The organism is Myxococcus sp. CA033 (genome assembly GCF_013336625.1).
Lineage (GTDB): Bacteria > Myxococcota > Myxococcia > Myxococcales > Myxococcaceae > Myxococcus > Myxococcus llanfairpwllgwyngyllgogerychwyrndrobwllllantysiliogogogochensis.
The window spans coordinates 305,645-330,345 of the sequence record NZ_JABUMU010000003.1 but is presented as its reverse complement, the minus strand read 5'-3'; the positions used below and the strand labels follow the sequence as shown (position 1 = coordinate 330,345).

The window sequence follows — 24,701 nt, the reverse complement described above, 5'->3', positions numbered from 1 at the left end:
CGCGGCCTCCTGCTTCAGGCGCGCAGCTTCTCGCGCAGCGTCTTGGCGCGGCCCTGCATGTCGGGGTCCATGCTGGTCAGCTCCACCGACTTCAGCCGCTGGTCCAGACTCTGCGGCACCTTCTTCGGCAGCTTGCCCTCTTCGGCCAGTCCCTCCAGCCGGGCCAGCGCCTTGTCGACGATGCGCTCGCGCGGATGGTCCAACAGGCTGTCGAGGAAGTACGCGTCCTCGGGCAGCTCCGGGTACTTCTCCAGGTAGTCCACCACGGCCTTCACCCAGTCGGCGCGCGTCTCGGACTCCGTGACTTTTTGCATGGCCTGCTTCTGGGCCTTGCGCTTGCCCTCTGGGTCGAACGTCTTCGCCAGTCCCTCGGGAAGCTCGCCGCCGGTGAAGAGCGCATCCGCGGCGGTCTTGTACTTCTGGTAGCTCGCGCTGCGCTCAATCTTCTGCTGCGCGGGGTCATCCTGGCGGGAGTGGTACTTGCTGCCCTTGGCGCGCCCCGCGTCGATTTCTCGCCACGTCTTGTCGCGCTTCCCGGAGAAGCCGCCGCCGCCGTTGTCGTCCCTGTCCTTGGCCATCCTTCATCTCCCCTTGCGTGCGCCCCAGAGCGCCGCGAGTCCGCTTTGGACGAGGGTGCGCACCGCCTCCAGCTCCTGTGCGGTCAGGGGCTGCTCCTCGTCCTGCTCCGCCTCGAAGAGCGCCTCGTCCGCATACGTCCGCAGGGACTGGGGCACCGGTGGAGCCGTCGTGTCCGCCACCAGCGCCGCCGAGCGCACCGAAGCGACTCCCGGCGACCACCCCAGCTCCAGCATGGCGTACAGCTCGAAGAGCAGGTGGCGGGCGACTCCGTATCCTTCGTCCGTGAGCCCCGCGGCGTCAAGCGCGCCCAGCAAGGCATCCTGCCGGTTCTCGAAGGAGTGCATCAGCCGCGTGCGCGCCTTCTCGTCGTCCTCCAGGTAACGCCAGGCCGCCTCGACGAATTCGCCCGTGGGCTCGTCCGGGTGGAAGGCTTGCGGCAGGGGAGCCTTGACCTTCTTCGGCCGGGGCGGCCGGGGGCCGTCCTCCAGGCGCACCGCGCGCCCCTCTTCCACCAGGTCCCAGAGGCCCAGCAGGTTCTGGTACAGCAGCCGGGCGATGTCGGGCGAGGGGAAGCGCGGCTCCTCCTCGAACAGCCCGGGGATGACGTCGCTGTGCGGGCGCCCCTCGGCGTGGGCCGCCTGCATGCGGGCGAGCACCTCCGCGGTGTCGCAGGGGCTGCCGGACACCTCCAGCAGTCCGTCGAGTGTCTGCGCGCCCTCGAACTCGCGCGTGAAATCGGCACCTCTGTCCTTGGAGCGGCTCATGGCGGCGGGGACGCTTACCCCGGCGGACAGCCGAGCGCACGCGGCATCAGTGCTCCTCGGGCCACTCGCCCATCAGCGCGTCCTGGCGCTCCTTGGGATTGGAGGTCCACTCGAAGTCCTCCGGGACGTAGCCGCCGCCGTGCTGGCGTTCGCCGTCCCAGCTCACCTGCGCGGTGAGGAAGTGTTCGTCCGGCTCACCCGTCACCTCGGCGCGGTTGCCGGGAACGGTGAAGGGGGTGTCCAGGGGTTCGTCGGGGATGATGATGGCCATGGTGGGGCTCCGCGCGGAGGCGCTCTGACGCCAGATGTCCGCTGGCGCACGCGCCCGGTGCTTCGTCGTTCAACCTGGGCAGGCGGACGCGGACACGGGAGCGGGTGGGAGCGAGCGGGCGTGGGCACGGCCGCCTTCCGTTTCCGACCCGACGCCCCTAGTCTCCGGCTCCTGATGGCCGAGTCCTCGCCCGAGACGTTGAAGACCGCGGTGCAAGCACTCTCCCGCGTTCACGCGGTGGAGGGCCCGCCGGGAGAGAATGGCCTGCGCACCGTCTGGCACATGGGCACCGACGGCGCGGAGCTGATGTCCCAGGTGGACTCGGACGGCCGGGTGCGGCGGCAGGAGCTGACGCTGCTGGAGGACCACTACATGTGGGCCAGCGGCGAGGGCGTGCGCACCGGCCGCGTGGAGTCCGAAGGTGAGCGCGCCCGTCCCGCGGCGGCCGTGGTGAAGGCGGACCCTCAACTGGTTCCCCACCGGTTGGTGCGAGCCGCCCAGGCGATGGGCACGTACACCGGGCAGGACCGCTACATCCTGCACATGCAGCGCGTGCTGGCGCTGGCCCGCGAGGGGCTGGAGATGGCGGGTGCGGGCATCATCCTGCGCGAGGCGCAGCGTCCGTCGGAGCCCACGCTGCCCTCGCTGGAGGCGCCGTCACCCGCGCCCGCCCTCGCGCCGGCGGCTCCCCTGCGATACGTGCATGGCGCGCCTCACCCTGAGGAGGTGACGCCGCCGGAAGCTCGTGGCTCCGAGGGGGTCATCATGCTCGTCGTGTTCGGCGTGGGCGTGGTGGCCGGAGTCCTGTTGCTCATCTGGCTGCTCTGAGCCGGAGCGACGTCGAGCCCCAGCAGCCGCAGCATGTCCAGCGTGGTGGGCACCGCGCCCCGGTTCCGGGGCAGGGTGATGTGCGCGTTCTCGGCCACGGATTGCACCGGGTGCACATCCATCACCAGCAGGGCCGTCACGGCGGCCGCGGGCACCAGCCGGGGGGCCCAGCGAGGCGTGGGACGTGAGGCCTCGCGGCCACTGCCTCGCGCCACCAGCATGATGCCCAGCACCGCCAATACCGACGTGCACAACCAGCGCACCTCACGCAGTCGCGTGGCCGCCTCCATGCCCGTGGCCACCCACTCCTCACGCGCCGATTCGGGCACCTGTCCCAGCCCGGTGAGCATCTCGAGGAAGTGACGCGCCTCCAGCGCGCCCACCACCGCCACCGAGCCCAGCGCCGCCGTCACCCCGCTGGCGAGCAGCAGTCCCCGGCCGCGCCTGCGCCCTCCGGCTGCCTCCGCGCACGACGGACCAAAGCGCGCCAGCGCGAGCCCCAGCGCGAGCCCCAGGAGCAGCGCGGCGCTCGTCCACGCACCCAGCAGCCGGGGCGCCATGGCGTGGCCGGTGCTCGTCGCGACGTCCAGCACCGTGGCCTGGGTGGACAGGCGCGTCAGGCCGGACATGGCGCGGCCCACCAGGACCTCCGTGCCCAGCAGCCCCACCATCCACGGGAGGGTGGCCATGCCCAACATGACGGCGAGCGGCACACGCCGCCCCAGCCCCGTGCCGGCCAGCGCGAGCGACAGCAGGGGCAACTCAATGAGTAGGGCCAACGCCACCACGGCGGCGAAGGGACCGGCGGCATCCACCGTGCCCGCAAGGGCCTCGGGACCGTGCAGCAGGGGTGCGAGCGTGAAGCACCACAGGAACACGGTAACGGGCACGGACGAGGCCACCGAGAGCCCGGGCATGAAGCGGAGCCGCAGAGTAACAAGCATTCCAGGAGAGACTAGTCTCTCCAGGTAATTCTTGGAATTCAGACTGGGGGACGACCGACCAGCCAGTAGACGACGCTGGAGAGGGCTCCGGCGACAGGAGACACGAGCACACCCAGCAGGTAGAGGCCGGGACAGTCGCCTTCGGTGCAGCCGATGCGGCTGTAGGCGAGGGCGCCGGCGAGCAGCAGCGGGACGTGCATGCCGATGAGGAAGATGCCGGCGCCGCGCACGACGAGCCCCCGGTACCAGGTGCGTGTCCACAATCGGAAGACGATGGGGACCAGGACCAGGGTGCCGGTGGCCGCGGCGGCGAGCGCGAGGTGGCGCGCGGACACGGCCACACACGCCAGGGCCGCGAGGGCCAGCGCGGGCACGAGCAGCAACGCGTTGAGGGACAAGGGCTCCCGATGACGCATCAGACAGGGGAACGCTGGCAGAGCCCGCGTGTGCAGGCAAGCGGCGCGGTGGGGGAATGTCCCCGGGTCCGCTTCCGCCAGGCCCGCGCGGTCGCCATCAACGTCTGAGTGGACGAGAACCCGTCGTGCCGCCGCCGTCGCTACGCCGCGACGGCGCCTTCACCCAGCAGCCGCAGGTAGCGGCCCCGCAGCGCGAGCAGCTCCGCGTGCGTGCCTGACTCCACCACGCGGCCTTCCTCCACCACGGCAATCACATCCGCGTCGCGCACGGTGGACAGCCGATGTGCAATCACCAGCACCGTGCGGCCGCGCATCAGCGTCTCCAGCCCCGCGCCTACCGCCGCCTCGCTCGCCGCGTCCAGCGCGCTGGTGGGCTCGTCCAGCAGCAGCACCGACGGCTTGCACAGGAACGCGCGCGCCAGCGCCAGCCGCTGCCGTTGCCCGCCCGACAGCCGGCTGCCTCGCTCGCCCACGGACTCGTCGAGCCCTCCAGGCAGCGCGCGCACGAAGTCCTCCGCGTGCGCCAGCGCGAGCGCCTCCCACAACTCCGCGTCCGTCGCTTCGGGCCGGCCCAGCCGCAGGTTGTGGCGCACCGTGCCGGAGAACAGCACCGGCTCCTGCGGCACCCACGCCACCTGTCCGCGCACGCTCGACGGCTTCAGAGACTCCAGCGGCGCGCCGTCCCACAGCACCCGTCCGCCCGACGACGGCAAAAACCCCAGCAGCACGGAGAACAGCGTCGTCTTCCCGGCGCCCGACGGCCCCACCAACGCCACGCGCTTGCCCGCGGGCACCACCAGGTCCACGCCCCGCAGCGCCTCGCGCCCGTCCTGATACGTGGCCTTCACGCCCTCCAGCACCAGCGCCTGCGACAGCGGATGGGCCGCATCCCCCGTGTCCGGAGGCGAGGGCTCATCCGCGATGGCGAACAGCCGCTCCGCCGCCGCCAGCCCCGTGAGCACCTGGGACAGCGTGCCGCTCAGGGATTTGATCGGCTGATACAACAGCAACGCAGCTGCGAGAAAGGACAAGAGCCGTCCCGCGAGCTCGGGGTCCGCGGACACCGCGCGCGCGCCCCACGCCACCGCCATGGCCACGCCGGCGATTCCGAGCAGCTCCACCGTGGGGCTCACCGCGCCGCGCAGGAACAGCGAGCGGCGCATCTCGCCCAGGTACTTGTCCGCCTCCACGTCGAAGGACTCGAGCGCGCGTGCCTGCCCGCCGTAGGCCTGCACCACTGGCAGGTTCTGCAGCTGCTCGGCCGTCAGCGACGTCAGCGCGCCCAGGCTCTGCAGCGAGCGGGCGGCGACCTTCTTCAGCGAGCGGGCGAAGCGATTGATGGGCAGCACGGTCACCGGCACCACGATGAACGTGAAGAGGAAAAGCTTCGCGTCGATGAGGAAGCACGTCGCCAGCAGGGCCACCGCTTGCAGCCCATCCTTCACGTACGATGACAACGCCTGCGTTATCGAGAACTCCACCAACGGCACGTCCGACGTGAAGCGAGACAACAGCTCACCGGAGTGTCGCCGCTCGAAGAACGCGGGCGGCTGGCCGAGCAGTCGCCCGTAGAGAAAACCGCGCAGGTCCGCCATGACACGCTGGCCCAGCCGCTGCATAAGGCCACCCTGGAGGAACTGGGCCAGGGCCTTCACCAGCGCGAGCGCCACCACCACCAGCGGCAATCGCCGCAACAACACGTCGCCAGGCAGCGACACCCCGGCCACGGTGACGGGCTGGTCCGTGAGCACCGCGCGCAACAGCGGCCCGACGACCCAGGCATACGCGGAGGTCGCCGCGGCGGCGACGAGTGACGCGCAGACACCCGCCGCCAGCAGCCGGCGGTAGGGGCGCAGGTAGCCGAGGAGTCGGCGGTAGACGTGTGGGGAGGGACGAGGAGCCACTGTTTGGCGGCGGACTCTGTCACCGAGTCGCCAAGAGGTCCAAGTCTAGAGGGACGTGAAACGTCGTGCCTTGCCGCCTGCTTTCCCACCAGCCGTCATCAGCAGGCAGGCCCGTTCCGTTGCCCCCCTCCGTCCCTGCGGACAGGTTCAGGGGAGCCATGGACACCAATAACGAAAAAGAGGTCCTTTTCAATCCGGGCTGCGAGCCGGTGGTTGAAGACGAGGAGCGTCGCCGGCTCCTGTGGCTCATGGCCGAGTACTTCCGCACCATCGGGTACACGGACATCAAGGCCCGTCTCCCTGGATTCATGCCGCCTCCCATCCTGTCGGGCACCATCGAGGACGCACGTCCCGACTTCACCTGCCGCCAGTCCGACTCGGCGCGCACGCCCATCATCCTGGAGATTGTCACCCCGGGCATGGTGGACGAGCCGACCGCGGAGAACCGGTGGAGCCTGCTGGCCAGCGCCGCCAAGCTCTACAACGCGGAGCTGCACTTCGTGGTGCCCAAGTGGGCGTCCAACGGAGCGGTGGATCCGGCGCTCAAACGCAGGCTGGCCCGGATGGAGCTGACCGCCAACCGCGTGTGGACCGTCTAGTCCTCCCGCCCCTACCCTGACCGCCCCGTCTCTCTTCAAGCCGCCCGGTGGCCTCCATGGCCCCCGGGCGGCCTTGGTTTTGCCCCTTGGATTGCTGGCGCGTTCCGCTGCGTTATAGTGACTCAGAGTTTTTCGCGGCGTCAAAAAGTCCAGCAAATTCCAGGGGTTGAAGCGAATGCCAGCAGCGGCGGCCGGTCAGAAACGCGACTATTACGAGATCCTGGGCGTCCAGAAGACCGTCTCCGCGCAGGAGCTGAAGAGCGCGTTTCGCAAAGTGGCGCTCCAGTACCATCCGGATCGCAACCCGGGAAACAACGAGGCCGAGGAGAAGTTCAAGGAAGCCTCGGAAGCCTACGAAGTGCTCAGTGACCCTGACCGGCGGGCGAAGTACGACCGCTTCGGGCACTCGGGCAACCCGTTCGAGGGCTTTGGTGGCGCCGGCGGTGGGTTCCAGGGCGTCAACATCAACGACATCTTCGGCGAGATTTTCGGCGACATCTTCGGCGGTGGCCGGGGGGGGGGGCGCCGCACCAGCTCGCGTGGCGCGGACCTGCGCTACAACCTGGAAATCACCTTCGAGGAGGCCGCGTTCGGCAGCCGTCCCAAGGTGACGATTCCGCGGCCGAAGAAGTGTGAGACGTGCACGGGCTCGGGCAGCAAGAGCGGCGCGGGCCCTCGCGCGTGTGGAACGTGCGGCGGCAGCGGAGAGCTGCGCTACACGCAGGGCTTCTTCGCGGTGTCGCGTCCCTGCGGGGACTGCGGCGGCACGGGCGCGGTGGTGCCGGACCCCTGCGCGCGCTGCAAGGGCTCCGGGAAGACGCCTTCCGAAGAGGTGATTGAGGTCGCCATCCCCGCGGGCGTGGACAACGGCACGCGGGTGCGGCTGACGGGCATGGGCGAGCCGGGAGACCGGGGCGGCCCCGCCGGAGACCTCTACGTCACCGTCATCGTCAAGGAGCACCCGCTCTTCCAGCGCGAGGAGTACGAGGTCTTCTGCGAGGTGCCCATCTCCTTCACCCACGCGGCGCTGGGCGCGAAGATCGACGTCCCCACGCTCGATGGGAAGGTGAAGATGACCATCCCCGCGGGCACCCAGTCCGGGAAGGTCTTCCGGCTCAAGAGCAAGGGCATCCCCCACCTGCACAGCCAGCAGCGGGGAGATCAGCACGTGCGCGTCGTCGTGGAGACGCCCACGGAGCTGTCCTCCAAGCAGCGCGAGCTCCTGGAGAAGCTCGCGGAGCTGTCCGGTGAGGAGTCCCATCCGCAGTCCAAGAGCTTCTTCGCCAAGGTGAAGGAGCTGTTCGGCTGAGCGAAGTCGCGGTGCGCGGGGGAGCCACGGCCGGCCGCTCGCCCTGGGAGCAGGGCCTGGGCCGGCGCGTCGTGGCCCGGGGGCCGCGTGCGTGTGGCCCTGGCGCCGCGCCAACGTGAGGAAGTCAACGTCCAGGGGCGGTGGGCGGTCGGGCACGAGGGGTGCAAAGCGGGAGGGGTTCCACGCGGAATCTTCTCCCCGCTCCGTTGTCGACGGAGGCGCATCGCCGCTGCTATGCACCCCACTGCCATGGAAGTCCTGCCCACCTTGCGCCGCTCGCTCCTCGTCGCGCTGGCCCTGCTGCTGACGGCCTGTCCTCGACCCTCACGCACCCCGCCTGCCGGTGGCGACACGGGAGAGGATGTCCCCACGGGAGATCCGTTCCCCAAGCGGCCCGCTGTCGAGGCGAGGAAGGACGCGACCGCGGACGCGGCGCTCGCCCAGGCGAGGCAGACGGCCCAGGCCACGCCCGACAAGAAGAAGGCCGCCGAGGCCTACCTGTCCGTGCGCAAGGCGTACCCCGCGACGACGGCGGGCCAGGACGCGCTCTACCAGGCCGGCGTCCTCTTCTTCGAGTCGAAGGACTACGTCAACGCGCGCAAGTCCTTCAACGAGCTGCTCTTCGAGAACCCCCTCTACAACCAGGCCGAGGACGCCAAGCGCAAGCTGGCGCTGTCCGCCATGGAGGTGGGCGCCTACCGCGACGCGTACCAGACGCTGTCCAGCCTCGCCGAGCGCGCCGAGGGCGCCGAGCGTGAGCAGCTCCTGCGCGACGCGGCCCGGGCGGCCGAGGGCGCGGGGCTGTATGGCCAGTCGCTGACGCTGGCGGTGGAGCAGGCGGGGCAGGCGAAGACGCAGCAGGAGCGCGACGCGGCGGTGGCCCGGGTGGAGGCGCTGGTGGAGGGCCGCGCGGACTTCGTGGACATCGCGCGCGTGGCGGAGGGCCTGCCCGCGTCCAACCCGGCGTGGCCCGTGCTCACCTTCAAGCTGGCGCGCGTCTACTACCACCTGCGCGAGTGGACGCGGCTGGAGGAGACGCTCAACCGCTTCCTCGCGGAGGCGCCGCAGAGTCCCTTCGCGCCCCAGGCGAGGGAGCTGCTCGCGCGGGCCACGCGGCGCGTGGAGGCGAAGCCGAAGACGGTGGGCGTGCTGCTGCCCATGACGGGTCGCTACCAGCCCATCGGCGAGGCGGTGCTGCGCGGCATCCAACTGGGCCTGGAGGGCAGCGACATCGAGCTGGTGGTGAAGGACACGCAGGGCGACGTCAACAAGACGGGCCAGGCGATGGAGCAGCTCGCCTTCGACGACGGCGCCATCGCCGTGCTGGGGCCGCTGCTGGGTGACGACTCCAAGCGCGCGGCGCTGGTGGCCGAGGAGCTCCAGCTTCCGCTGCTCACCATGACGCGCCAGGAAGGCGTCACGGACCTGGGCCCCTACGTGTTCCGCAACATGCTGACGAACGCCGCGCAGGCGGACGCCATCGCGGACTACGCCATCAACGTGAAGGGCTACAAGAAGTTCGCCCTCCTGTACCCGAACATCCCTTACGGAGTGGAGCTGGCGGACTCGTTCTGGGACCAGGTGACGGAGCGCGGCGGAGTCGTGCGGGGCGCGGAGCGCTACTCGCATGACCAGACGACCTTCACCACCGAGGCCAAGAAGCTGGTGGGCCGCTACTACCTGGAGGACCGCGGCGACTACGTCGAGGGCGTGAGGGACTTGCAGGGCGAGAACCTGGACGCCTTCCGTCGCCGCAAGGCGCTGGAGAAGGTGAAGAGTGGCGTGGAGCCCATCATCGACTTCGAGGCCATCTTCATGCCGGACGACTGGCGGCGGGTGAGCCTGGTCGCCCCGGCGCTGGCGGTGGAGGACATCGTCACCAACGCGTGCGACCCGCGCGATTTGGAGCGCATCCGCAAGACGACGGGCAAGAAGGAGCTGAAGACGGTGACGCTCTTCGGCGCCAACCAGTGGAGCAGCCCCAAGGGGCGCTCGGGCCTGCCGGAGCTGATTGAGCGCGGCGGCAAGTTCGTCACCTGCTCGGTGTACGTGGACGGCTTCTTCGTGGACTCGCAGCGGCCGGCGACGCGCACCTTCGTGCGCAAGTACCGGGAGGCCTACAAGCAGGAGACGGGCAAGGACCCGGGGCTCCTGGAGGCCATTGGTTACGACTCCGGGCGCATGCTGCGGCAGCTGGTGGAGAAGAAGGAGGGCGGGCCCCGCACGCGCGCGCAGATGCGTGACGCGCTGTCCAACCTGAAGGACTTCGACGGCGCCACCGGCCGCACCTCGTTCAACGAGAAGCGCGAGGCGGTGAAGCAGCTGTTCCTCTTGTCCATCGACAACAAGGGCGTCACCGAAATCAACGTGGACAAGGAGCGGGAGAAGGCGGCGTCGGGAGGCTCGGGTTCATGAGGCGGACGGCGGGGCTGCTGGCGGCGGGGCTGCTGGCGGCGGGGGGCGGCGGGTGCGCGCACCAGGCGGCGCGGCTGGCTCCCGACGTGGAAGCGCGGTTGGGTCAGACGCAGGGCGCCTTTCTCACCGGCGCGACGGCGGGGCTCGACAAGGGCCCCATCCTCAACCGGGCTGACTTCATCTGGGGCCTGGACTTCTCGCCCCGTCAGCACCGCGTCGCGTACACGCGGCTGGGCGCGCGCTCCTACTTCCTGTCCATCTGGGCGCTGGAGACACCGCCCCGGAAACTGGGCGACCCGCTCATCAATGCGTACGAGTTCGACGTGGAGGGCGTGGCCTTCTCGCCGGACGGCGGACTTGTCGCCACCGCGGGCCGTGACGGCGCCGTGCGCCTGTTCGACGCGGCCACGGGCGAGGCTCGCGGCGTTCGCGTCACCGAGGAGCCGCTCACCGTGGTGGCCTTCCACCCGGAGGGTCGCTGGCTGGTGGCGGGGGGCGTGAAGGGTCTGCTCACCGTGCTGTCCGTGCCGGACCTGGCCCATGCCTCCGAGGAGCGCGGACACGAGGGGCCGGTGAGCGCGGTGGCCTTCGCGCCGGACGGGACGCTGTATTCGGGCGGCTGGGACAAACACGTGCGCGCGTGGCGCACGGGGCTGGAGTCCCTGTCCTCACAGGCGACGCGCGCGCGCTTCGAGCGACGGGGTGGCTCGGCGGTGGTGGGCGGCTCGGTGAATGGCAAGGCGCCCGTCAGCTTCGCGCTGGACGCGCGCGTGCCCGCCATCGTCGTCACCGGCGAGGCGGCCACGGCGGCGGGCATCGACGTGGCCTTCCTGAAGGAGACGGTGGACGTGCCGGGTCCGCTGGGCACCACCCAGGCGCGGCTGGCGCGGGGCCAGTCCCTGCGCTTCAAGTCGCTGGTGGTGCGCGACGTGGACGTGGCGGTGTGTGACGCGTGCGTGCCCCAGGGTGTGCAGGGCGTGCTGGGCGCTCCCTTCACGGAGCGGGTGGGCGTGTCCTTCGACGAGGTCAACCACGAGGCCCTCTTCACGCTGAAGTCCGCGGCGCCGGAAGGCGCGGCGACGGTGGAGACGCTGGTGCTGGCGGCGCGTTCGGACTTCACCTTCCCCGCGTACGTCAGCGACGTCACCGTGGACGCGCGCGGGCAGCGGCTGGGCGTGGGCCTCTCGGAGCAGAAGCCGGAGCGGGACAGGGACGTGTACGAGCGCGAGCGTCAGGGCGTGGAGGAGCCGCAGGGGCCCTTCAACGCGGGCGCGGTGGTGGACGCGGCCACGGGCCAGGTGCTGCACAAGTGGCCCGTGCACCACGGCGTGGTGTCCACCGCGGCCATCTCTCCGGACGGGCGCTCGCTCGTCTCCGGAGGCTGGGACAAGAAGGTGCACCTCTTCACCGAGGGCGAGCCCACCGCGCGCGGGACGCAGACGTTCGACTGGTCCGTGCGCCGCGTGCGCTTCAGCCCGGACGGGCGCCTGGTGGGCGTGGCCGCGTGGACGCCGCAGGTGGCCAGCCGCACCGGGGAGAGCGAGCCGTCCGCGGTGCTGCTCGACGTGCGCTACGCGGAGGGCGCCTCCGTGGTGCCCCCCGGGGCGCCCGCCGCTCAGTAGTTGAAGAAGATGTGCTCTCGGGGCACGCCCCGGTCCTTCAGGGCGTCCATGACTCCCTGCACCATCCTCGACTGTCCGCAGACGAAGGCCCTGGAGTCCCCCACCGTGTCCTCGCCGAGGTGGGCCTGCACGTAGCCGGTGAGGCCCAGCCAGCCGCTCACGCCGGGCTGGCTGACGGTGCGCACCACCTGGATGCCCCCTTCCTCCCAGGAATGCAGCTCTCCCTGGTACGCGAAGGCGCCGGGGGTGCGCGCGCCGAAGTAGAGCTTCACGCGGCCGAAGGCCTCCCGCTCGCGGCGGATGCTGGCGATGACGGGGCGGATGGCGGAGATGCCGGAGCCGGTGGCGAAGAGGAGCACGTCATGTCCTCGGGCCCGCTCCAGCGGGAAGCCCTTCCCCTCGGGCGCGGACACGTTCACCTGGGCGCCTGGCGGCAGGCGGATGAGGGCGTCGGGCAGCGGGCTGCCGTCCTTGAGGAGGAACTCCCACCGTGCGCCTCTCGGCTCGGGCGGGGAGGCGATGGCGAACAGGCCCGCCTCCATTCCGGGCAGGCAGAGGCGGACGTATTGCCCTGGGTGCGCGTGGGTCCCCACAAGGGGCGTGCCTTGGATGTCGAGCACGAGGTCGGTGAGCCCGTCGGCTGCGGGGGCGCGGGAGGTGACGATGGCCGGATGCCAGTCGGGCATGGTGAGTGCGGTTTTAACCCGTGTGCCGGGAGCGTGCTGCCCCTGGTAGCCTGGGGCGGTGAAGAGTCTTCTCTGGATAGTCTTGTTCATGCTCGGCCTGGCCGGCGTGCTCATTCCGCTGACGTATCTCTATACGGCCAGCAAGCTGCCCCAGTTGGAGAGCGAGTTCGACGTCGACAAGCTGCTCAAGCACAGCATCGAAGGCGAGCGGATGAGCCTCCGCGCCGGGCAGTCCGAGCGCAACCCCCGTCCCATCGCCTTCAACCGCCCCGACTTCTCGCGCCTGCCGAAGGACCTGGTGGCGCTCTATATCCGCCACATGGAGTGCCCCCGCTACTTCCAGACGCCGCGCGAGGACGGGGCGGCGTGGGCGTGGCGCCTCTTTGTCGGCGCGACGGTGGGGACGGCGCCTCCGGGAGAGGGCGCCTGTGAGCGCCTGCTGGCCATGCGCATCGCCCAGGGCCTGGGCATCTCCGGCAACCTCCAGCTCACCGTGGCCGCGCACCGGCTGCACGCCTTCATGCAGAAGGACCAGCTCATCGCCTACGACCTGGCCATCCTCTACTTCGAGCGGGGCGTCGTGGGCGTGGAGGACGCGGCCTTCACCCTCTTCAAGAAGGAGCTCAGCGACCTGCAGCTCCCGGAGCTGGCGGAGCTCCAGCTCGCGCTGCCGCCCTTCTATCGCTACTGGGATATCCGCCAGTGCAAGAACCCCACGGTGCTGCGTCAGGACCGGGACACGCTGCTGGCGGACCTCGCGGGGTGGAAGCTGGTGAGCGAGGACCGGGCTCGCAACGCGACGTCGCAGAAGCTGGGCTGCCTGGAGTAGCGCGCACGACGTGCTGGAGGGCCTCGTTGTGCCCGGTGCTCAGGGCTTGATGAACATGCTCTCCAGCGAGTTGAGCCGCTTGTTGATGTCACGGCGGGTCTCCGTGTCCTCGGCCGCTTCGGCCTGCCGCCGGTACTTCGTCAGCAGATTCAGCATCGCGTCGGGGCTCGTCACGCGGCCCTGACCGATGAGCTCCGGCATCGACTCCTCCAGCGAGTCGATGCGCTTGAGGAGCCTGCCCCGGGACATCGCGTCCGCGCTGACCGTGGGCTTGGAGGTGCTCGCGGGGCGACCGGAGCGAGCCACGGCGGGGGTCTCCGGCTCCTCGAGCGCGGGCGGTGGGCGGGCCGTGGGAGGCGCCTGCTCCGCGTGGTCAGCGGGGGCCGTGGCCGCCAGCGCTCCGTTCGTGTCGAGCGGCGTGGGGGCCGCGTCTTCTTCGGCCGGGGCTGGGCTGCCTCCTGGCTGGTCCAGTGCGCCAGTCGCGAGCGGGGCGGGCGGAGGCGGCTCGGCGAGGACCTCGCGCGAGGGGACGTCTTCCCGCGCGGCGGCATGCGTGAGCGGCACGGCGCGGGGCGGCTCCCGGAAGACGATGGCGGCGGCTCCGGCGAGCAGCGCCACGGAGGTTCCAAGGGCGACTGCGACGGGCAGGTACTTGCGCGTGCCGGTGGGCTGGGGAGCGGGCCGGGCGCCTTTCTCCGGCGTCAGCTCCGGAGGCACGGGGACGGGCGTGGTGGGGCGTCGCGAGGCCGCGTCCTCCGCCGAGGGGGGCTTCTCGTGGGTGGGCGCGAGCGCGCTGGGATTGGAGCGGGTGGAGCGCAGCGAGCGGCGCAGCTTGTGGAGTTGCTGGCGCAGCGCGTCCGCCGAGTTGGGCCGCGTCTCCGGGTCCTTCGTGAGCATCTGGAGGATGAACGCATCCAGCGCGGGCGGCAGGTCGGAGACGAACTCGGAGGGGCGGGGAGGCCGCGCCTCCACGTGCTTCATCAGCAGATCCACGGGCGAACTGCCCACGAAGGGCAGCCGGCCCGTCACCATCTCGAACGTCACCACGCCCAGGGCGTAGAGGTCGGTCATCGGACCCACCTCCTGGCCTCGCGCCTGCTCCGGGGCCATGTACTCCGGCGTGCCCACCACCATGTCCGTGCGCGTCTGCGCGGTGCGGCCGGTGGGGCCCTGGCCCCGCTTGGCGAGCCCGAAGTCCAGCACCTTCACGTAGCGCGAGCCGTCCGGCTGGCGCACGAGGAAGATGTTGCTCGGCTTGAGGTCCCGGTGCACCACGCCCGCGCCATGCGCGGAGGCCAGCGCGGCGAGCACCTCGTCCAGGATGGGCAGGGCCTCCAGCACGGGCAGCCGGTTCTTCTCCGACAGCACGGCGTCGAGCGGCTGACCCTCCAGGTACTCCATGACGATGTACTGCCGGCCGTCCGGCACCTGGCCGAAGCCGAAGATGTCGATGATGCCCCGGTGGCGGATGGCGTTCACCGCGCGGGCCTCGGCCAGAAGCCGCTCCACCTGCTCGTTGGAGTGGGCCAGCTCCGGACGGAGCACCTTCACCGCCACGCGCTTGCCGATGAGCGGCTGGATGCCCTCGTACACCAGGCCCATGCCGCCCACGCCGATGCGAGCGCGCAGCTCGTACTCACCCAGCTTCAAGCCGATGAGCGGATCCTTCGGCACGTCCGTCAGGGCCTCCAGGGTGCTCTGCACGACGACCTTCGGCTCGTCCGCCATCGGCGATGCCGGGGCCGACGGTGGGACGTGGAACGAAGCGAGTGCCACGGTGCCGTCCCTCGGACACACACCAGTGTCCGCGGGGACGGGAAAACCACAGGTTTCGCAGTTCAGCTCGGAAGCCATCTCGGGCCAGGAAGAAAGGTCAGCGTACCAAGACGAGGTGAATGACGCGATGTGGTTCGGACCCGAGTGCAGGGCGAGCGTTCAAGCACCGCACACCCCGCGGCGTCGACCTGTCCAACAGCGTCGGACAGCCGACGGATGACCCTATTGGATGGGCACACATCCCGTCGTTGGCAGGGATGCGCCCTCACCGCCGTTGTTCTCGCCGCCCGCGCCGCCGGCCCCCTGGGCGATGGTGACCCCGCCATCCAGGGTGACCTGACCCCGCTGACACCAGATGCCCACCGATGGACCGCCGCCCCCACCGCCCCCCATTCCGCCGGGGCCGCCGGGGCCGCCTGAGCCCCCGTTGCCGCCGACGCCGCTGTAGGTTCTGATGGTCTGGCCGGACTCCTCCGTGATGATATCGGCGAAGGCGCTGCCCAGGCCTCCGTCCCCGCCGAGTCCGCCGACGCCGCCCGCGCCGCCCTTGCCGCCCGCGCCGCCTCCGAGCGTCTCGATACGGGAGCCCGCTTCCAGGGACACCTGGGCGTCGAACACGAGCAGGCCGATGGACGCCCCACCCCCGCCACCACCCGTGCCGCCCGTGCCGGGGCAGCCTCCCGCGCCGCCGCCGCCGCCACCGCCGCTGGCCGCCACGTCCACGGTTCTGTTGGTGAGGATGCAGCCGCCGCCGCTGCTGCCTCCGCCACCGCCGCTGCCCGTCTGGCCAGGCTCCCCAATTCCTCCTTGCTGCTCAACGCCCACCGACCAGGTCTGGTTCTCCTTGGAGAGCACCCCCAGGCCGGAACCGCTCGAGCCCGCGTCGCCTCCGCCCCCCTGGGCTCCCCTGCCGCCGTGCGTGCCCGTCCCCGCGACGCAGATGCAGAGGCCGCTTGCCGGACAGGTGAACTCGGTCTTGTCGCCGCCGATTCCTCCAGCGCCTCCCAGCAACGGGGCTCCGGATGAGGGGCCCGGCTCGCCCGGGCCGCCGTCGGCACCCGAGGTCAGGTGCGCGCCATTCGCGCCTCGGCCTCCAGCGCTTCCGCCGACGCCGGGACAGAGGACGTTGACGCCGCCTTCACCTCCGATTCCCGGTATCACCCTCGGGTTTCCCGTGGTGACCGCGCCCACCAGGCCCACCGGACCCTCCGCGCCCGCATCGCCAGTCAGGCCCTGTGCACCCGTCGCGCCGCGTCCCGCCTCCAGCACGGTGTGACGCAGCCGCACGCCCGAAGCGTCGATGACCTTCAAGGCGATGGAGGGCTGCCCGGGCTCCACCGCGTCCGCGGAGCGGATGTGCAGGTACTCCAGTACGATTCCCGCGTCCGTCACGCCCCGCACGGTGAGGCCCGTCGTGCCGCCGTTGTCCAACACGGCCACCTGGCCACTGACGCGTCCCCAGCCGCCGTCGCGCCCCGAATAGCCACCGTGCACGGAGACGGGCATGTCCAGCACCAGCTCGCCCTCGTCATAGGTGCCGCCCGCGAGGTACAGCCGCGTCGGGGCGCCGCCGTCCCACTGGCGCAGCAGCCCGAGCGCGTGGCGCACGGTGCGCAGCGGAGCCTCGCGGGTGCCCGTGCCGGCGACGTCGTCGCCGTACACCGGGTCGATGAAGAGGCCCGCGCTGGCCCGACCATCCACGCCGTCGCAGTCGGAGTCCTTGAACTCATCGTCCGGAGGGTCCTCCCCGGTGTTGGTGGGGATGCAGCCCGCGTCTGGCACGACCTGCTGCTCGCACCGTCCCTCGTCGCGGCAGCGCTTCTGCGCGGCGTCGAAGTCGTAGCAGCCCCCCGCGGAAAGCACCGCCGCGAGCGCCGTGCCCATCGCTCCGAGCGTCCAGATTTTTCGCATGGGATTCCTCGAAGTCACGGCCACGTCCCGGACAGTCCGACCATGGCGCCACCGGAGCTCACGGCGGCGGAGGGGAGGACCTGCGGGGGCGGGTCATCGGGCCACAGGAACATCACCGCGCCAGCGACGATGCCCGCGGCGCCCACGCCAAGGGCCACGCGGCTCACCGTCTGCGCCTGCTTTCCTTCCGACACCAGCGCCTTCGAGTCGCGCACGGGCGCGTCGACCGTCCCCTTCTCCAGGGTGTCATACCGGTCCCGGGCCTTCAGGTAGAACACCGTCCCCACTCCCGCCAGCACCACGCCTCCGGCCGCGGGCAGCCACGCCCAGCGGCGCGCGGAGGACGTCGTGGCGACGGCGACGGACGGTGTTTCCGTCGGCGGTGGCGTGACGCGCTCCACGGGCGGCGGCGCGTCCTTCACGGAAGGCCGGGCCACCCGCGTGGGAGGTGGCACGTCGTCGATGGGCGGCGCGGGAGGCAGTCCCCGCAGCGCGCGCTGCGTGTTGAGCACCACCACGTCCAGGGCCTGGGTGAGGGCGTCCAGGAGCTTGTCCTCCGGCACGTCGAGGACGAAGTGCTCGGAGATGAGCATGCCGTCCTTCGCCGCATAGGCGCGCGCCCCGGCGCGGTAGCCGCCAGCACGTGGGCCCAGCTCCGCCACCAGGACGACCTCCGCCTTGCTGGCCGTGCCGAGCCACTGGAGACACGGGGCCTCCGTGCGCTTGCAGCGCAGCAGCGTGCGGCGCCGCGTGGCGGGCAGCTTCCGAGTGACGTTCTCGATGCGGATGACGCGCAGCCCGCGCGACTCGAGCTGCTCCGCCACGTGCTCCTGCGCGAACTCGACGATGTGGGCCGGGGCTCCCGTCGCATCCGGTGGGGCGATCAACACACTCAGGGGCCCCTGCGGGAGCGCCGTGGGCGCCTGGGCGACCACGGAGAGAACGGCGACGAGGGAGATCAACACACGATCACTTTCCCCCCGACACGACCTCCTCGCAAGGCCGGGAATCAGGGGCTGCTCACCTCGGGTGGCATCGCGCACGCTCTCGGTGCGTGCGGTGGGAGCTGACCCCACCGCCCAGGTAGGGCGGTGGGAGCACTCGAGGACTGTCAGTCAAACTTCAGCGGCGGGGGCGCTCGGGGGGCGCGGGGCGGATCTGCGTCTTCTCGGAGGTTTCCTTCGGCCCCGAAGGGGCGCTGGTGTCCTCGTCTTCTTCATCGTCGGCGGGGCGGGAGGGGATGGACGGCGGGGGTCTGCGCGCGGCGAGCGCGGGACGGGCGCCGCCGGGGGGCGGAGGCCTGGGTGGGGGCGTGCCGGGGCGGCGCGGCGGCGGGGGGCGGCCCGCGTCGGTGAGCAGCTCCTCGTCCACTTCCACCTTGGCCTCGGAGGCGAAGGGGTTCCGGGTCGGAGGCGGCGTCCGGTCGTCATCGCCCTCGTCGGGAGGCGGCGGTGGACGCGGCGCGGCCACGGGCCTGGCGGCGGCGTGGCCCGCGGGCGGGGTGGCGGTGGCGGGCCGGGCCGCGGGAGGCGGCGTTGCCGGCTTGGCGACGGACGCGGGGAGGCTCGCGGGCACCTGCACCTGGACGGGGGGCGCGGCCTTGGCGTCGCGGGCATCCTGCCGGAGCTTCTCCTCGAAGTCGGACCACTCCTTCTTGAAGTGGTCGGGGTCCGGACGTCCCTCCTCGCGGTGCTTCAGCGAAGGGGCCCAGCGCACGGTGTACGCCTCGCCGGCGTGGAAGACGGGCGGAGGAGGGATGCCGTACGTCGCCGGGTCGAAGAAGGACTCGTCCAGGTCAGCGAAGCCGTACGCCTTCGCCTTGGCGACGAAGTTGGGGATGATGCCCGTGGGCGCGTGGTAGCCGAGGATGTGGTCGTCCTCGTCCTTGGTGACGGGCGTGAAGACGAAGATGTCCTGGGTGCGGTAGTCGCCCTTCTCGGTGAGCGGCAGCACCTCCGACAGGGCGCTCGTCTTGCGACTGCCGTCGTGGAAGCGCTCGCAGCAGATGATGAAGTTGATGGCGCTGGCCACCTGGGCGCGGACGGCGACCATGGGCAGCTCGATGCCGGACATGAGGCACAGGGACTCCACGCGGCGCAGCGTGTCCGTGGGCGTGTTGGCGTGCGTGGTGGCCAGCGAGCCGCCGTGGCCCGTGTTCATCGCCTGCATGAGGTGGAACGCCTCGCCACCGCGCACCTCGCCGACCACGATTCGGTCCGGCCGCAGGCGCAGGGCCGAGTGCAACAGGTCTCCCATGTCCACGCCGCCCTTGCCGAACTTGTCCGGCGGACGGCTCTCAAAGGCGACGACGTGTGTCTGGTTGAGCTGGAGCTCCGCCGAGTCCTCGATGGTGAGGATGCGCTCCTCGTCGGGGATGAGGGAGGAGACGATGTTGAGCAGCGTCGTCTTGCCGGAGCCCGTGCCGCCGGCCACCAGCATGTTGAGCTTGGTGGCGATGCCCGCCTCGATGAGCCGTGCCATCTGCGGCGTCAGCGAGCCGAACTTCAACAAGGAATTGATGGTGAGCTTTTCCTTGAAGAACTTGCGGATGGAGATGGTGGTGCCCTTGCGGGCAATCGGCGGAATCACCACGTGGATGCGGCTTCCATCCGGAAGGCGCGCGTCCAGGCGGGGCCTTTCCTCGGTGAGCATGCGGCCGACGAACTGGGCCATGTTGCGCGCGGCACCGATGAGGCCTTCCTCGGTGAAGGTGGCGTCCGTGCGCGACAGGCGGCCCTTCTTCTCGATCCACACGTCGGTCGGGCCGTTGATCATGATCTCCGACACCGCCTCGTCGTCCAGGTAGGGCAGGACGGGCTTGAGGAAGGCGCGGAGTGACTCGGTGTACATCGTCATGGCGCCCCCCAGGCTAGCGCGGCCAGTGCCTTCCGCCCAAGAACCCGCCGTGCCCGCCCGCCCGCCTCCTGTGGCGCTGTCGGCTCTCCGACGGCGTCACGAAAGGGATGGGCCCCGTGGGAAGGGGGTGTTTCAATGCCCCGCCGAGTTGGTCGGGGAGGCACTCACATGTTGCAGGACAAGCTGCCGAAGGACTGGAAGCAGGCGCTCAAGGCCGCGCTCGATTCACCTTCGTTCCAGGAACTGGAGCGCTTCGTCGCGCAGGAGCGCCAGGAGGCCACCGTCTTCCCCTCGGAGGAGGACCTGTTCTCCGCCTTCCGGCTGACGCCCTATGCCGACGTGCGCGTGCTGCTGCTGGGCCAGGACCCGTACCACGGGCCAGGGCAGGCGCATGGGCTGGCGTTCTCGGTGAAGCCCGGGGTGCCCTCGCCGCCCTCGCTGGTGAACATCTTCAAGGAGCTGGAGGCGGACGTGAAGGTGCCGCGTCCCAAGGACGGCTCGTTGATTGCCTGGGCGGAGCAGGGCGTGCTGCTGCTCAACGCGGTGCTGACGGTGCGCCAGGCGGAGCCCAACAGCCACGCGGGCCATGGCTGGGAGGCCTTCACGGACGCGGTCATCCGCGCGGTGAGCGAGAAGACGGAGCCCGTGGTCTTCCTGCTGTGGGGCAAGTACGCGCAGAAGAAGAAGAAGCTCATCGATGCCACGCGCCATGTCGTCATCGAGGGCACGCACCCGTCTCCGCTGTCGGCCAGCAGCGGCTTCTTCGGCAGCCGGCCTTTCAGTGCGGTGAACCAGGCCCTGGAGTCCAAGGGCCGGCCGCCCATCGACTGGCGCCTGACGCGGTGACACGCGCACGCCCGGTCGCCCGGCGCTGACAGTCCGTTCTCGGCGGGCGGTGGCTTGATACGGTGCGTCGCGACATGACCGCCGCCTTCCTCGCCGCCTCCACGCCCGAGCCCGTCGGGCCGAACCGCTACCTCGTCCGCTTCACCTCGCCCTGGTACCAGGGGCGGGGCGCGTATGGAGGCCTGGTCGCGGGCACCGCGCTGCGCGCGCTGGAGCACACGGTGGGTGACGCGGCGCGGCCGGTGCGCTCCTTCACCATGCACTTCTGCGCTCCCGCCGTGGAGGGCGAGGCACGGGTGACGACGCGCATCGAACGGGCGGGGAAGCTGGTCACCCACGCCACGGTGCGCGTGGAGAACGACTCCGGCGTGGTGGCCATGGGCAGCGCGACCTTTGGCGCGGCGCGCGGAGGCGCCATCGAGTACCTGGAGATGTCGCCCCCGAAAGTCCCGCCTCCGCACGAGGTGCCGATGACTCCGGACGACGTGCCCATGCCGGACTTCTGCCGCTTCTTCGAGTTTCGCTTCTGCATCGGCTCGGCGCCGTACGCGGGGGCCGCCGTCGCGGAGACGGGCGGCTGGCTGCGCCCGAGGGAGCCGACGGTGCTGGATGCGCCCCTGTGCGTGGGGCTGATGGATGCGTACCCGCCCTCGGTGCTCTCTCGCGTGGACGGCTTCCGCCCCGCCGCCACCGTGGACTTCACGATGCACTTCTTCCAGACGCTGCCTCAGGCGGGCCTGAAGCCGGACGCCCAGTTCCTGCGCACCGGTCGCTCCCTCCAGGCGAGTGGAGGCTACTCGGAGGACTTCCAGCAGCTGTGGACCGAGGACGGCCAGCTCCTGGCGCAGTGCCGGCAGCTCTTCGTGGTGATGGGCTGAGAGACGGGCCGCAAGCCGTGCCGCCCGGGGGCTTCTGGTAGTGTCCGCGCGGTGCGCGTGCTCTGGGTCGTCATCTGCGTCATCTGTGCGCTGCTCGCGGCGGTCGGCGGAGTCTTCGTGGTCGCCGGTCTCAAGGACGTCCTGAGGGCCCTGCGCTCCCGCCGCTGGCCCACCGTGCCCGGCACCGTCCTGGCCGCCGAGGAAGTGGAACACCGCCTCCCGGTTCCCGGCCAACCCGAGCCCCGCATCCATTACGAAGCCCGCGTCCAGTACGAGTACTCCGTGGGCCGCGTGCTGGTGGGCACCGCCACCCTGCGCGTGGACCCCACCGCGCGCACCAACCCCCAGGACGCCCAGGCCACCCTGCGTCGCTACCCGCCTGGACAGTCGGTCCGGGTCGCCTACAACCCACGGGACCCGACGGACGCGGTGCTGGAGCCCGGCGCCCATGCGCCCAGCTTCGTCCGGCTCATCGTGGGGCTCGGGCTCGTGGGGGTGGGGGCCAGTATTCCGCTCATTGCCCGCTGGTTCATGGCGCGCCTGTAGGAAAAACTCCGTCCAGGACGCAACTGATCCACACAGCCCACGAGAATCCCTCACATTCTCTTTCGGTCGTCCCCGTTCCGAGGTCTTTCATGAGTGATCGCTCCATCCGCCGCGGTCAGCAGCCCCAGTCTCGGTCCACGCAGACCGCCCAGAACACGCCGGTGGTGAAGAGCACGACCACGGAGAAGGTGGTCAAGGACACGAACACCGGCGTCCAGACGACCTTCCAGGACGGCCGCCTCCAGAGCCACTTCGAGCGTGAGAAGAGCACCACGCAGAACTGGAACACCAGCTACAGCACGGAGTCCCAGCACGAGTCCTCCGGGCGCGTGACGGGGCCCCTGGCGGGCCTGCTGGGTCAGATTCCGAAGGTCGGCATCGACGGCCAGTTCACCAAGGGCGCGGCGGTCAAGAAGTTCGAGGGCGGCTTCGGCGACGCGAACAGCGTGGCCCAGGGCTACGGCAAGATGAGCGTCCTCGAGGCGGAGCTGAAGGGCTCCGGCGAGGTCGGCATCGAGGGTGGCAAGCTGTTCGCCCGGGGTGACCTGGACGCGAAGGCCACGCTGGTGGACGCCGAAGGCACCCTGCGCGCGGGCGTCGGCCCGATTCAGGCGGAGCTCCAGGGCAAGGCCTGGGTGGGCGCCAAGGCGGGTCTCCACGGTGAAGTGACGCTGGACCCCATCAACGGCAAGTACGCGGCTCGTGTCGGCGGTGACGCCTTCATCGGCGCCCGCGCCGGTGTGACGGCCAACGTGAAGCTGGGCGACTACGGCGGCGTCACCGGTCGTGCGGAGGCGTGGGCGGGTGTCGGTGTGTCGGCCCGTGCCGAGGCGAGCTGGGACAACGGCCGCTTCAAGGCGCGCGTGGACTTCGGCGCGGCGCTGGGCATCGGCTTCAAGCTGGGCTTCGACGTCGACATCAACTTCGGCAAGATCGCCGACGCGGTGAAGAGCGTCGTCGAGAAGCCGGTCGAAGTGGTCAAGAATGTGGTGAAGTCCGTCGGCAACTTCTTCAAGGGGCTGTTTGGCTGATGGCGGAGACCGCCAGGTACGACGCACTTCTCGCAGCCGGGGAGCTGGACCAGGCACGCCGTGAGGCCGAGGCCGCGCTCAAGCGCGATGCTTCGGACCTGGCGGCCCGGGTCGCGCTCGCCCGGCTCGCGGCATTTGATGGCAACGAGGCCCAGGCGGAGTCGTGGCTTCTGGGCCTGAGCGCGGAAGAGCCGGGCGTGCAGCTCGTCCGCGCCGCGCTCCTCACCCGACGCGGCGATGCGGCCGGCGCGCTGGCGCTCTATCGGAAGGTCGCGAAGGCGCAGCCCCAGCGTGCCGAGGCGTGGTTCGGCCAGGGCTACCTGCTGGCGGAAGCGGGCGACAACGCGGCGGCGCAGTCGGCGCTGGAGCGCGCGGTGAAGCTGGCTCCGGACGCGGGCATCCACCACTTCCACCTGGGGCGCGTGCTCTTCGCGCAGGAGAAGCTGAAGGACGGCTTCCACCACCTCCAGGAGTCCTTGCGCCTCAACCCGAGGCACGGGCCCAGCTACCTGGTGCTCGCGGTGGCGCTCCAGGCAGGTGGCGAGTTGGAAGCCGCCGAGGAGCTGCTCACCACGGGCCTGAAGGTCCTCCCGGACGACCCGTATCTGCTCAACGGGCTGTGCAACGTGCTGCTGGCGCGAGGCAACCTGCCCGGCGCGGTGAAGGCGGCGGAGACGCTGGCGCGCGTGGAGCCGGACAGCCCGGCGGCGCAGGGGAACCTGGCGCGGCTGCGGCTGGCGCAGGGCCGGCTGCCGGAAGCGCTGGAGCTGTGCCGGAAGCTGGCGTCGCGAGGCCAGGCCACCGCGCAGAGCCGCATGGTGGAGGGCATGGCGCTGGAGGCCACGGAGCCGGTGGACATCCCCGCCGCGCTGTCCGCGTGGCGCGAGGCCGTGAAGCTGTCCCCGGACGACTGGGCCCCCGCCAACAACCTGGGCAATCTGCTGATGCGCATCCCGGAGGATGAACTCCCGGGTGCCGGACAGCAGGCGCTGGAGGTGCTGGAAGAGGCGCATCGCCGCGCGCCGGAGCGTCCGGAGCCCCGGCTCAATCTGGCGGTGGTGCACGCGCGCCTGGGGCAGAAGGACCAGGCGAAGTCGCTCGCGCGCGAGCTGCTGGCGCTGCCCCGCCTCGCTCCTGAGTGGCGCGAGCAGGCCGAGCGACTCATCCAGGCGTTGGCCTGACGTGAGTGCGTGAAACAGTGCCCGAGGCGATGTCGAGCCTCGGGCGCTTCCGACTGTCTCACCGTGTCGCGATGTTTCAGGCCGCGACGTTGGCGAGCTGTTTCATGAGCAGCCGAATCAGCTCCACCGGATGGATGGGTTTGGGCAGCAGCTCCGCGCCGTAGCGGATGGCGACGGGGATGAGGTCATCGAGCTGCTCGTGTCCGGTGAGGAAGATGAAGGGCGCGTGGCACTCCTTCAGCTCTCGCATGGCGATGAGCACGTCCGCGCCATTCATCTCCGGCATGTTGTAGTCGCAGAGGATGGCGGAGATGTTCTCCAGGTCTTGCTGGAAGGCCGCCTCCGGAGACTGCACCGTCACCACGTGGTAGCCCGCGCTCTGGACGATGTCCGATACCAGCGAGAGCACGAACAAATCATCGTCGATTACCAGCACGGTCTGCATCGCGCTCTCCCGGCAAGCCCGGCTCATCCTATGAGCCGGGCCAGCCTGGAGGGTAGGGCGCGCGA

Annotated in this window: 23 protein-coding genes; 11 read left to right on the top strand and 12 right to left on the bottom strand. The window is 70.7% G+C overall.

Going from position 1 to position 24,701, the window contains the following annotated elements; all coding sequences use genetic code 11:
* Window positions 1-14 precede the first annotated feature (14 nt).
* The 3 genes from HUA78_RS11660 to HUA78_RS11650 are packed head-to-tail and all read right to left on the bottom strand — an operon-like array spanning window position 15 to window position 1,614.
* Complete coding sequence (locus HUA78_RS11660) at window positions 15-578, bottom strand: hypothetical protein (protein WP_141641797.1); 564 nt, start codon at window positions 576-578, stop codon at window positions 15-17.
* Window positions 579-581: 3 nt separating this feature from the next.
* Entirely contained in the window at window positions 582-1,343 is a 762-nt protein-coding gene (locus HUA78_RS11655) for a hypothetical protein (protein ID WP_174457415.1), read from the bottom strand.
* 46 nt (window positions 1,344-1,389) lie between these two features.
* On the bottom strand, window positions 1,390-1,614 hold the full coding sequence (locus tag HUA78_RS11650) for a hypothetical protein (RefSeq protein ID WP_141641795.1): 225 nt from the start codon (window positions 1,612-1,614) through the stop codon (window positions 1,390-1,392).
* A gap of 174 nt (window positions 1,615-1,788) precedes the next feature.
* On the opposite strand from HUA78_RS11650, the gene HUA78_RS11645 reads away from it, so the two are divergent.
* Window positions 1,789-2,442 carry a hypothetical protein gene (locus HUA78_RS11645; RefSeq protein WP_141641794.1) on the top strand — a complete coding sequence of 218 codons (654 nt, stop codon included), beginning with the start codon at window positions 1,789-1,791 and terminating at the stop codon, window positions 2,440-2,442.
* Here the strand turns inward: HUA78_RS11645 and HUA78_RS11640 are convergent.
* From HUA78_RS11640 to HUA78_RS11630, 3 genes are all read right to left on the bottom strand, one after another.
* A complete protein-coding gene (locus HUA78_RS11640; RefSeq protein ID WP_174464945.1) occupies window positions 2,328-3,386 on the bottom strand; it encodes a hypothetical protein in 1,059 nt (352 codons plus the stop codon). The genes HUA78_RS11645 and HUA78_RS11640 overlap by 115 nt on opposite strands.
* A 38-nt stretch (window positions 3,387-3,424) precedes the next feature.
* Window positions 3,425-3,802 (bottom strand): hypothetical protein, encoded by a 378-nt coding sequence (locus tag HUA78_RS11635; protein WP_141641792.1) that lies wholly within the window; start codon window positions 3,800-3,802, stop codon window positions 3,425-3,427.
* Between the two features lie 140 nt (window positions 3,803-3,942).
* On the bottom strand, window positions 3,943-5,706 hold the full coding sequence (locus tag HUA78_RS11630; RefSeq protein WP_174459943.1) for an ABC transporter ATP-binding protein: 1,764 nt from the start codon (window positions 5,704-5,706) through the stop codon (window positions 3,943-3,945).
* A gap of 158 nt (window positions 5,707-5,864) precedes the next feature.
* Here HUA78_RS11630 and HUA78_RS11625 point away from each other — a divergent pair, with 158 nt between their 5' ends.
* The 4 genes from HUA78_RS11625 to HUA78_RS11610 all read left to right on the top strand — a co-directional run bounded on the left by HUA78_RS11625 (window position 5,865) and on the right by HUA78_RS11610 (window position 11,651).
* The gene (locus tag HUA78_RS11625; RefSeq protein WP_174457411.1) at window positions 5,865-6,305 is read left to right on the top strand and encodes a hypothetical protein; all 441 of its coding nucleotides are present in this window, start codon (window positions 5,865-5,867) and stop codon (window positions 6,303-6,305) included.
* Between the two features lie 175 nt (window positions 6,306-6,480).
* The gene (dnaJ, locus tag HUA78_RS11620; protein ID WP_141641789.1) at window positions 6,481-7,614 is read left to right on the top strand and encodes a molecular chaperone DnaJ; all 1,134 of its coding nucleotides are present in this window, start codon (window positions 6,481-6,483) and stop codon (window positions 7,612-7,614) included.
* A gap of 249 nt (window positions 7,615-7,863) precedes the next feature.
* The gene (locus HUA78_RS11615; RefSeq protein ID WP_174457410.1) at window positions 7,864-10,029 is read left to right on the top strand and encodes an ABC transporter substrate-binding protein; all 2,166 of its coding nucleotides are present in this window, start codon (window positions 7,864-7,866) and stop codon (window positions 10,027-10,029) included.
* Window positions 10,026-11,651: a WD40 repeat domain-containing protein gene (locus tag HUA78_RS11610; protein WP_174476286.1), complete on the top strand. Its 1,626-nt coding sequence runs from the start codon at window positions 10,026-10,028 to the stop codon at window positions 11,649-11,651. Before HUA78_RS11615 ends, HUA78_RS11610 begins: the two co-directional genes overlap by 4 nt.
* Here the strand turns inward: HUA78_RS11610 and HUA78_RS11605 are convergent.
* Complete coding sequence (locus tag HUA78_RS11605) at window positions 11,645-12,337, bottom strand: NAD-binding oxidoreductase (protein ID WP_174476285.1); 693 nt, start codon at window positions 12,335-12,337, stop codon at window positions 11,645-11,647. The two genes, HUA78_RS11610 and HUA78_RS11605, sit on opposite strands and share 7 nt — an antisense overlap.
* A 58-nt stretch (window positions 12,338-12,395) precedes the next feature.
* Between HUA78_RS11605 and HUA78_RS11600 the strand changes: the two genes are divergently transcribed.
* Window positions 12,396-13,166: a transglycosylase domain-containing protein gene (locus HUA78_RS11600; protein ID WP_141649303.1), complete on the top strand. Its 771-nt coding sequence runs from the start codon at window positions 12,396-12,398 to the stop codon at window positions 13,164-13,166.
* Window positions 13,167-13,205: 39 nt separating this feature from the next.
* On the opposite strand, the gene HUA78_RS11595 is transcribed toward HUA78_RS11600, so the two are convergent.
* The 4 genes from HUA78_RS11595 to HUA78_RS11580 form a co-directional block, all read right to left on the bottom strand.
* Window positions 13,206-15,020 carry a serine/threonine-protein kinase gene (locus HUA78_RS11595; RefSeq protein ID WP_174457407.1) on the bottom strand — a complete coding sequence of 605 codons (1,815 nt, stop codon included), beginning with the start codon at window positions 15,018-15,020 and terminating at the stop codon, window positions 13,206-13,208.
* A 144-nt stretch (window positions 15,021-15,164) separates the two neighbouring features.
* Window positions 15,165-16,853 (bottom strand): hypothetical protein, encoded by a 1,689-nt coding sequence (locus HUA78_RS47495; RefSeq protein WP_174457406.1) that lies wholly within the window; start codon window positions 16,851-16,853, stop codon window positions 15,165-15,167.
* A gap of 14 nt (window positions 16,854-16,867) precedes the next feature.
* Entirely contained in the window at window positions 16,868-17,818 is a 951-nt protein-coding gene (locus HUA78_RS11585) for a hypothetical protein (protein WP_371745554.1), read from the bottom strand.
* 157 nt (window positions 17,819-17,975) lie between these two features.
* On the bottom strand, window positions 17,976-19,709 hold the full coding sequence (locus tag HUA78_RS11580) for a CpaF family protein (protein ID WP_174459940.1): 1,734 nt from the start codon (window positions 19,707-19,709) through the stop codon (window positions 17,976-17,978).
* A gap of 168 nt (window positions 19,710-19,877) precedes the next feature.
* On the opposite strand from HUA78_RS11580, the gene ung reads away from it, so the two are divergent.
* The 5 genes from ung to HUA78_RS11555 all read left to right on the top strand — a co-directional run bounded on the left by ung (window position 19,878) and on the right by HUA78_RS11555 (window position 24,191).
* Window positions 19,878-20,555, top strand: a complete 678-nt coding sequence (gene ung / locus HUA78_RS11575; RefSeq protein WP_174459939.1) for a uracil-DNA glycosylase — start codon at window positions 19,878-19,880, stop codon at window positions 20,553-20,555.
* A 74-nt stretch (window positions 20,556-20,629) separates the two neighbouring features.
* Window positions 20,630-21,433, top strand: a complete 804-nt coding sequence (locus HUA78_RS11570; RefSeq protein WP_141648105.1) for an acyl-CoA thioesterase II — start codon at window positions 20,630-20,632, stop codon at window positions 21,431-21,433.
* A 51-nt stretch (window positions 21,434-21,484) separates the two neighbouring features.
* A complete protein-coding gene (locus tag HUA78_RS11565) occupies window positions 21,485-21,979 on the top strand; it encodes a DUF3592 domain-containing protein (RefSeq protein WP_174459938.1) in 495 nt (164 codons plus the stop codon).
* An 89-nt stretch (window positions 21,980-22,068) separates the two neighbouring features.
* Window positions 22,069-23,010 carry a hypothetical protein gene (locus HUA78_RS11560; protein ID WP_174466661.1) on the top strand — a complete coding sequence of 314 codons (942 nt, stop codon included), beginning with the start codon at window positions 22,069-22,071 and terminating at the stop codon, window positions 23,008-23,010.
* Window positions 23,010-24,191: a tetratricopeptide repeat protein gene (locus HUA78_RS11555; protein ID WP_174476284.1), complete on the top strand. Its 1,182-nt coding sequence runs from the start codon at window positions 23,010-23,012 to the stop codon at window positions 24,189-24,191. The genes HUA78_RS11560 and HUA78_RS11555 overlap by 1 nt, the downstream gene beginning before the upstream one ends.
* Before the next feature lie 76 nt (window positions 24,192-24,267).
* On the opposite strand, the gene HUA78_RS11550 is transcribed toward HUA78_RS11555, so the two are convergent.
* Window positions 24,268-24,636: a response regulator gene (locus tag HUA78_RS11550; RefSeq protein WP_141648109.1), complete on the bottom strand. Its 369-nt coding sequence runs from the start codon at window positions 24,634-24,636 to the stop codon at window positions 24,268-24,270.
* Between the last annotated feature and the right edge of the window lie 65 nt (window positions 24,637-24,701).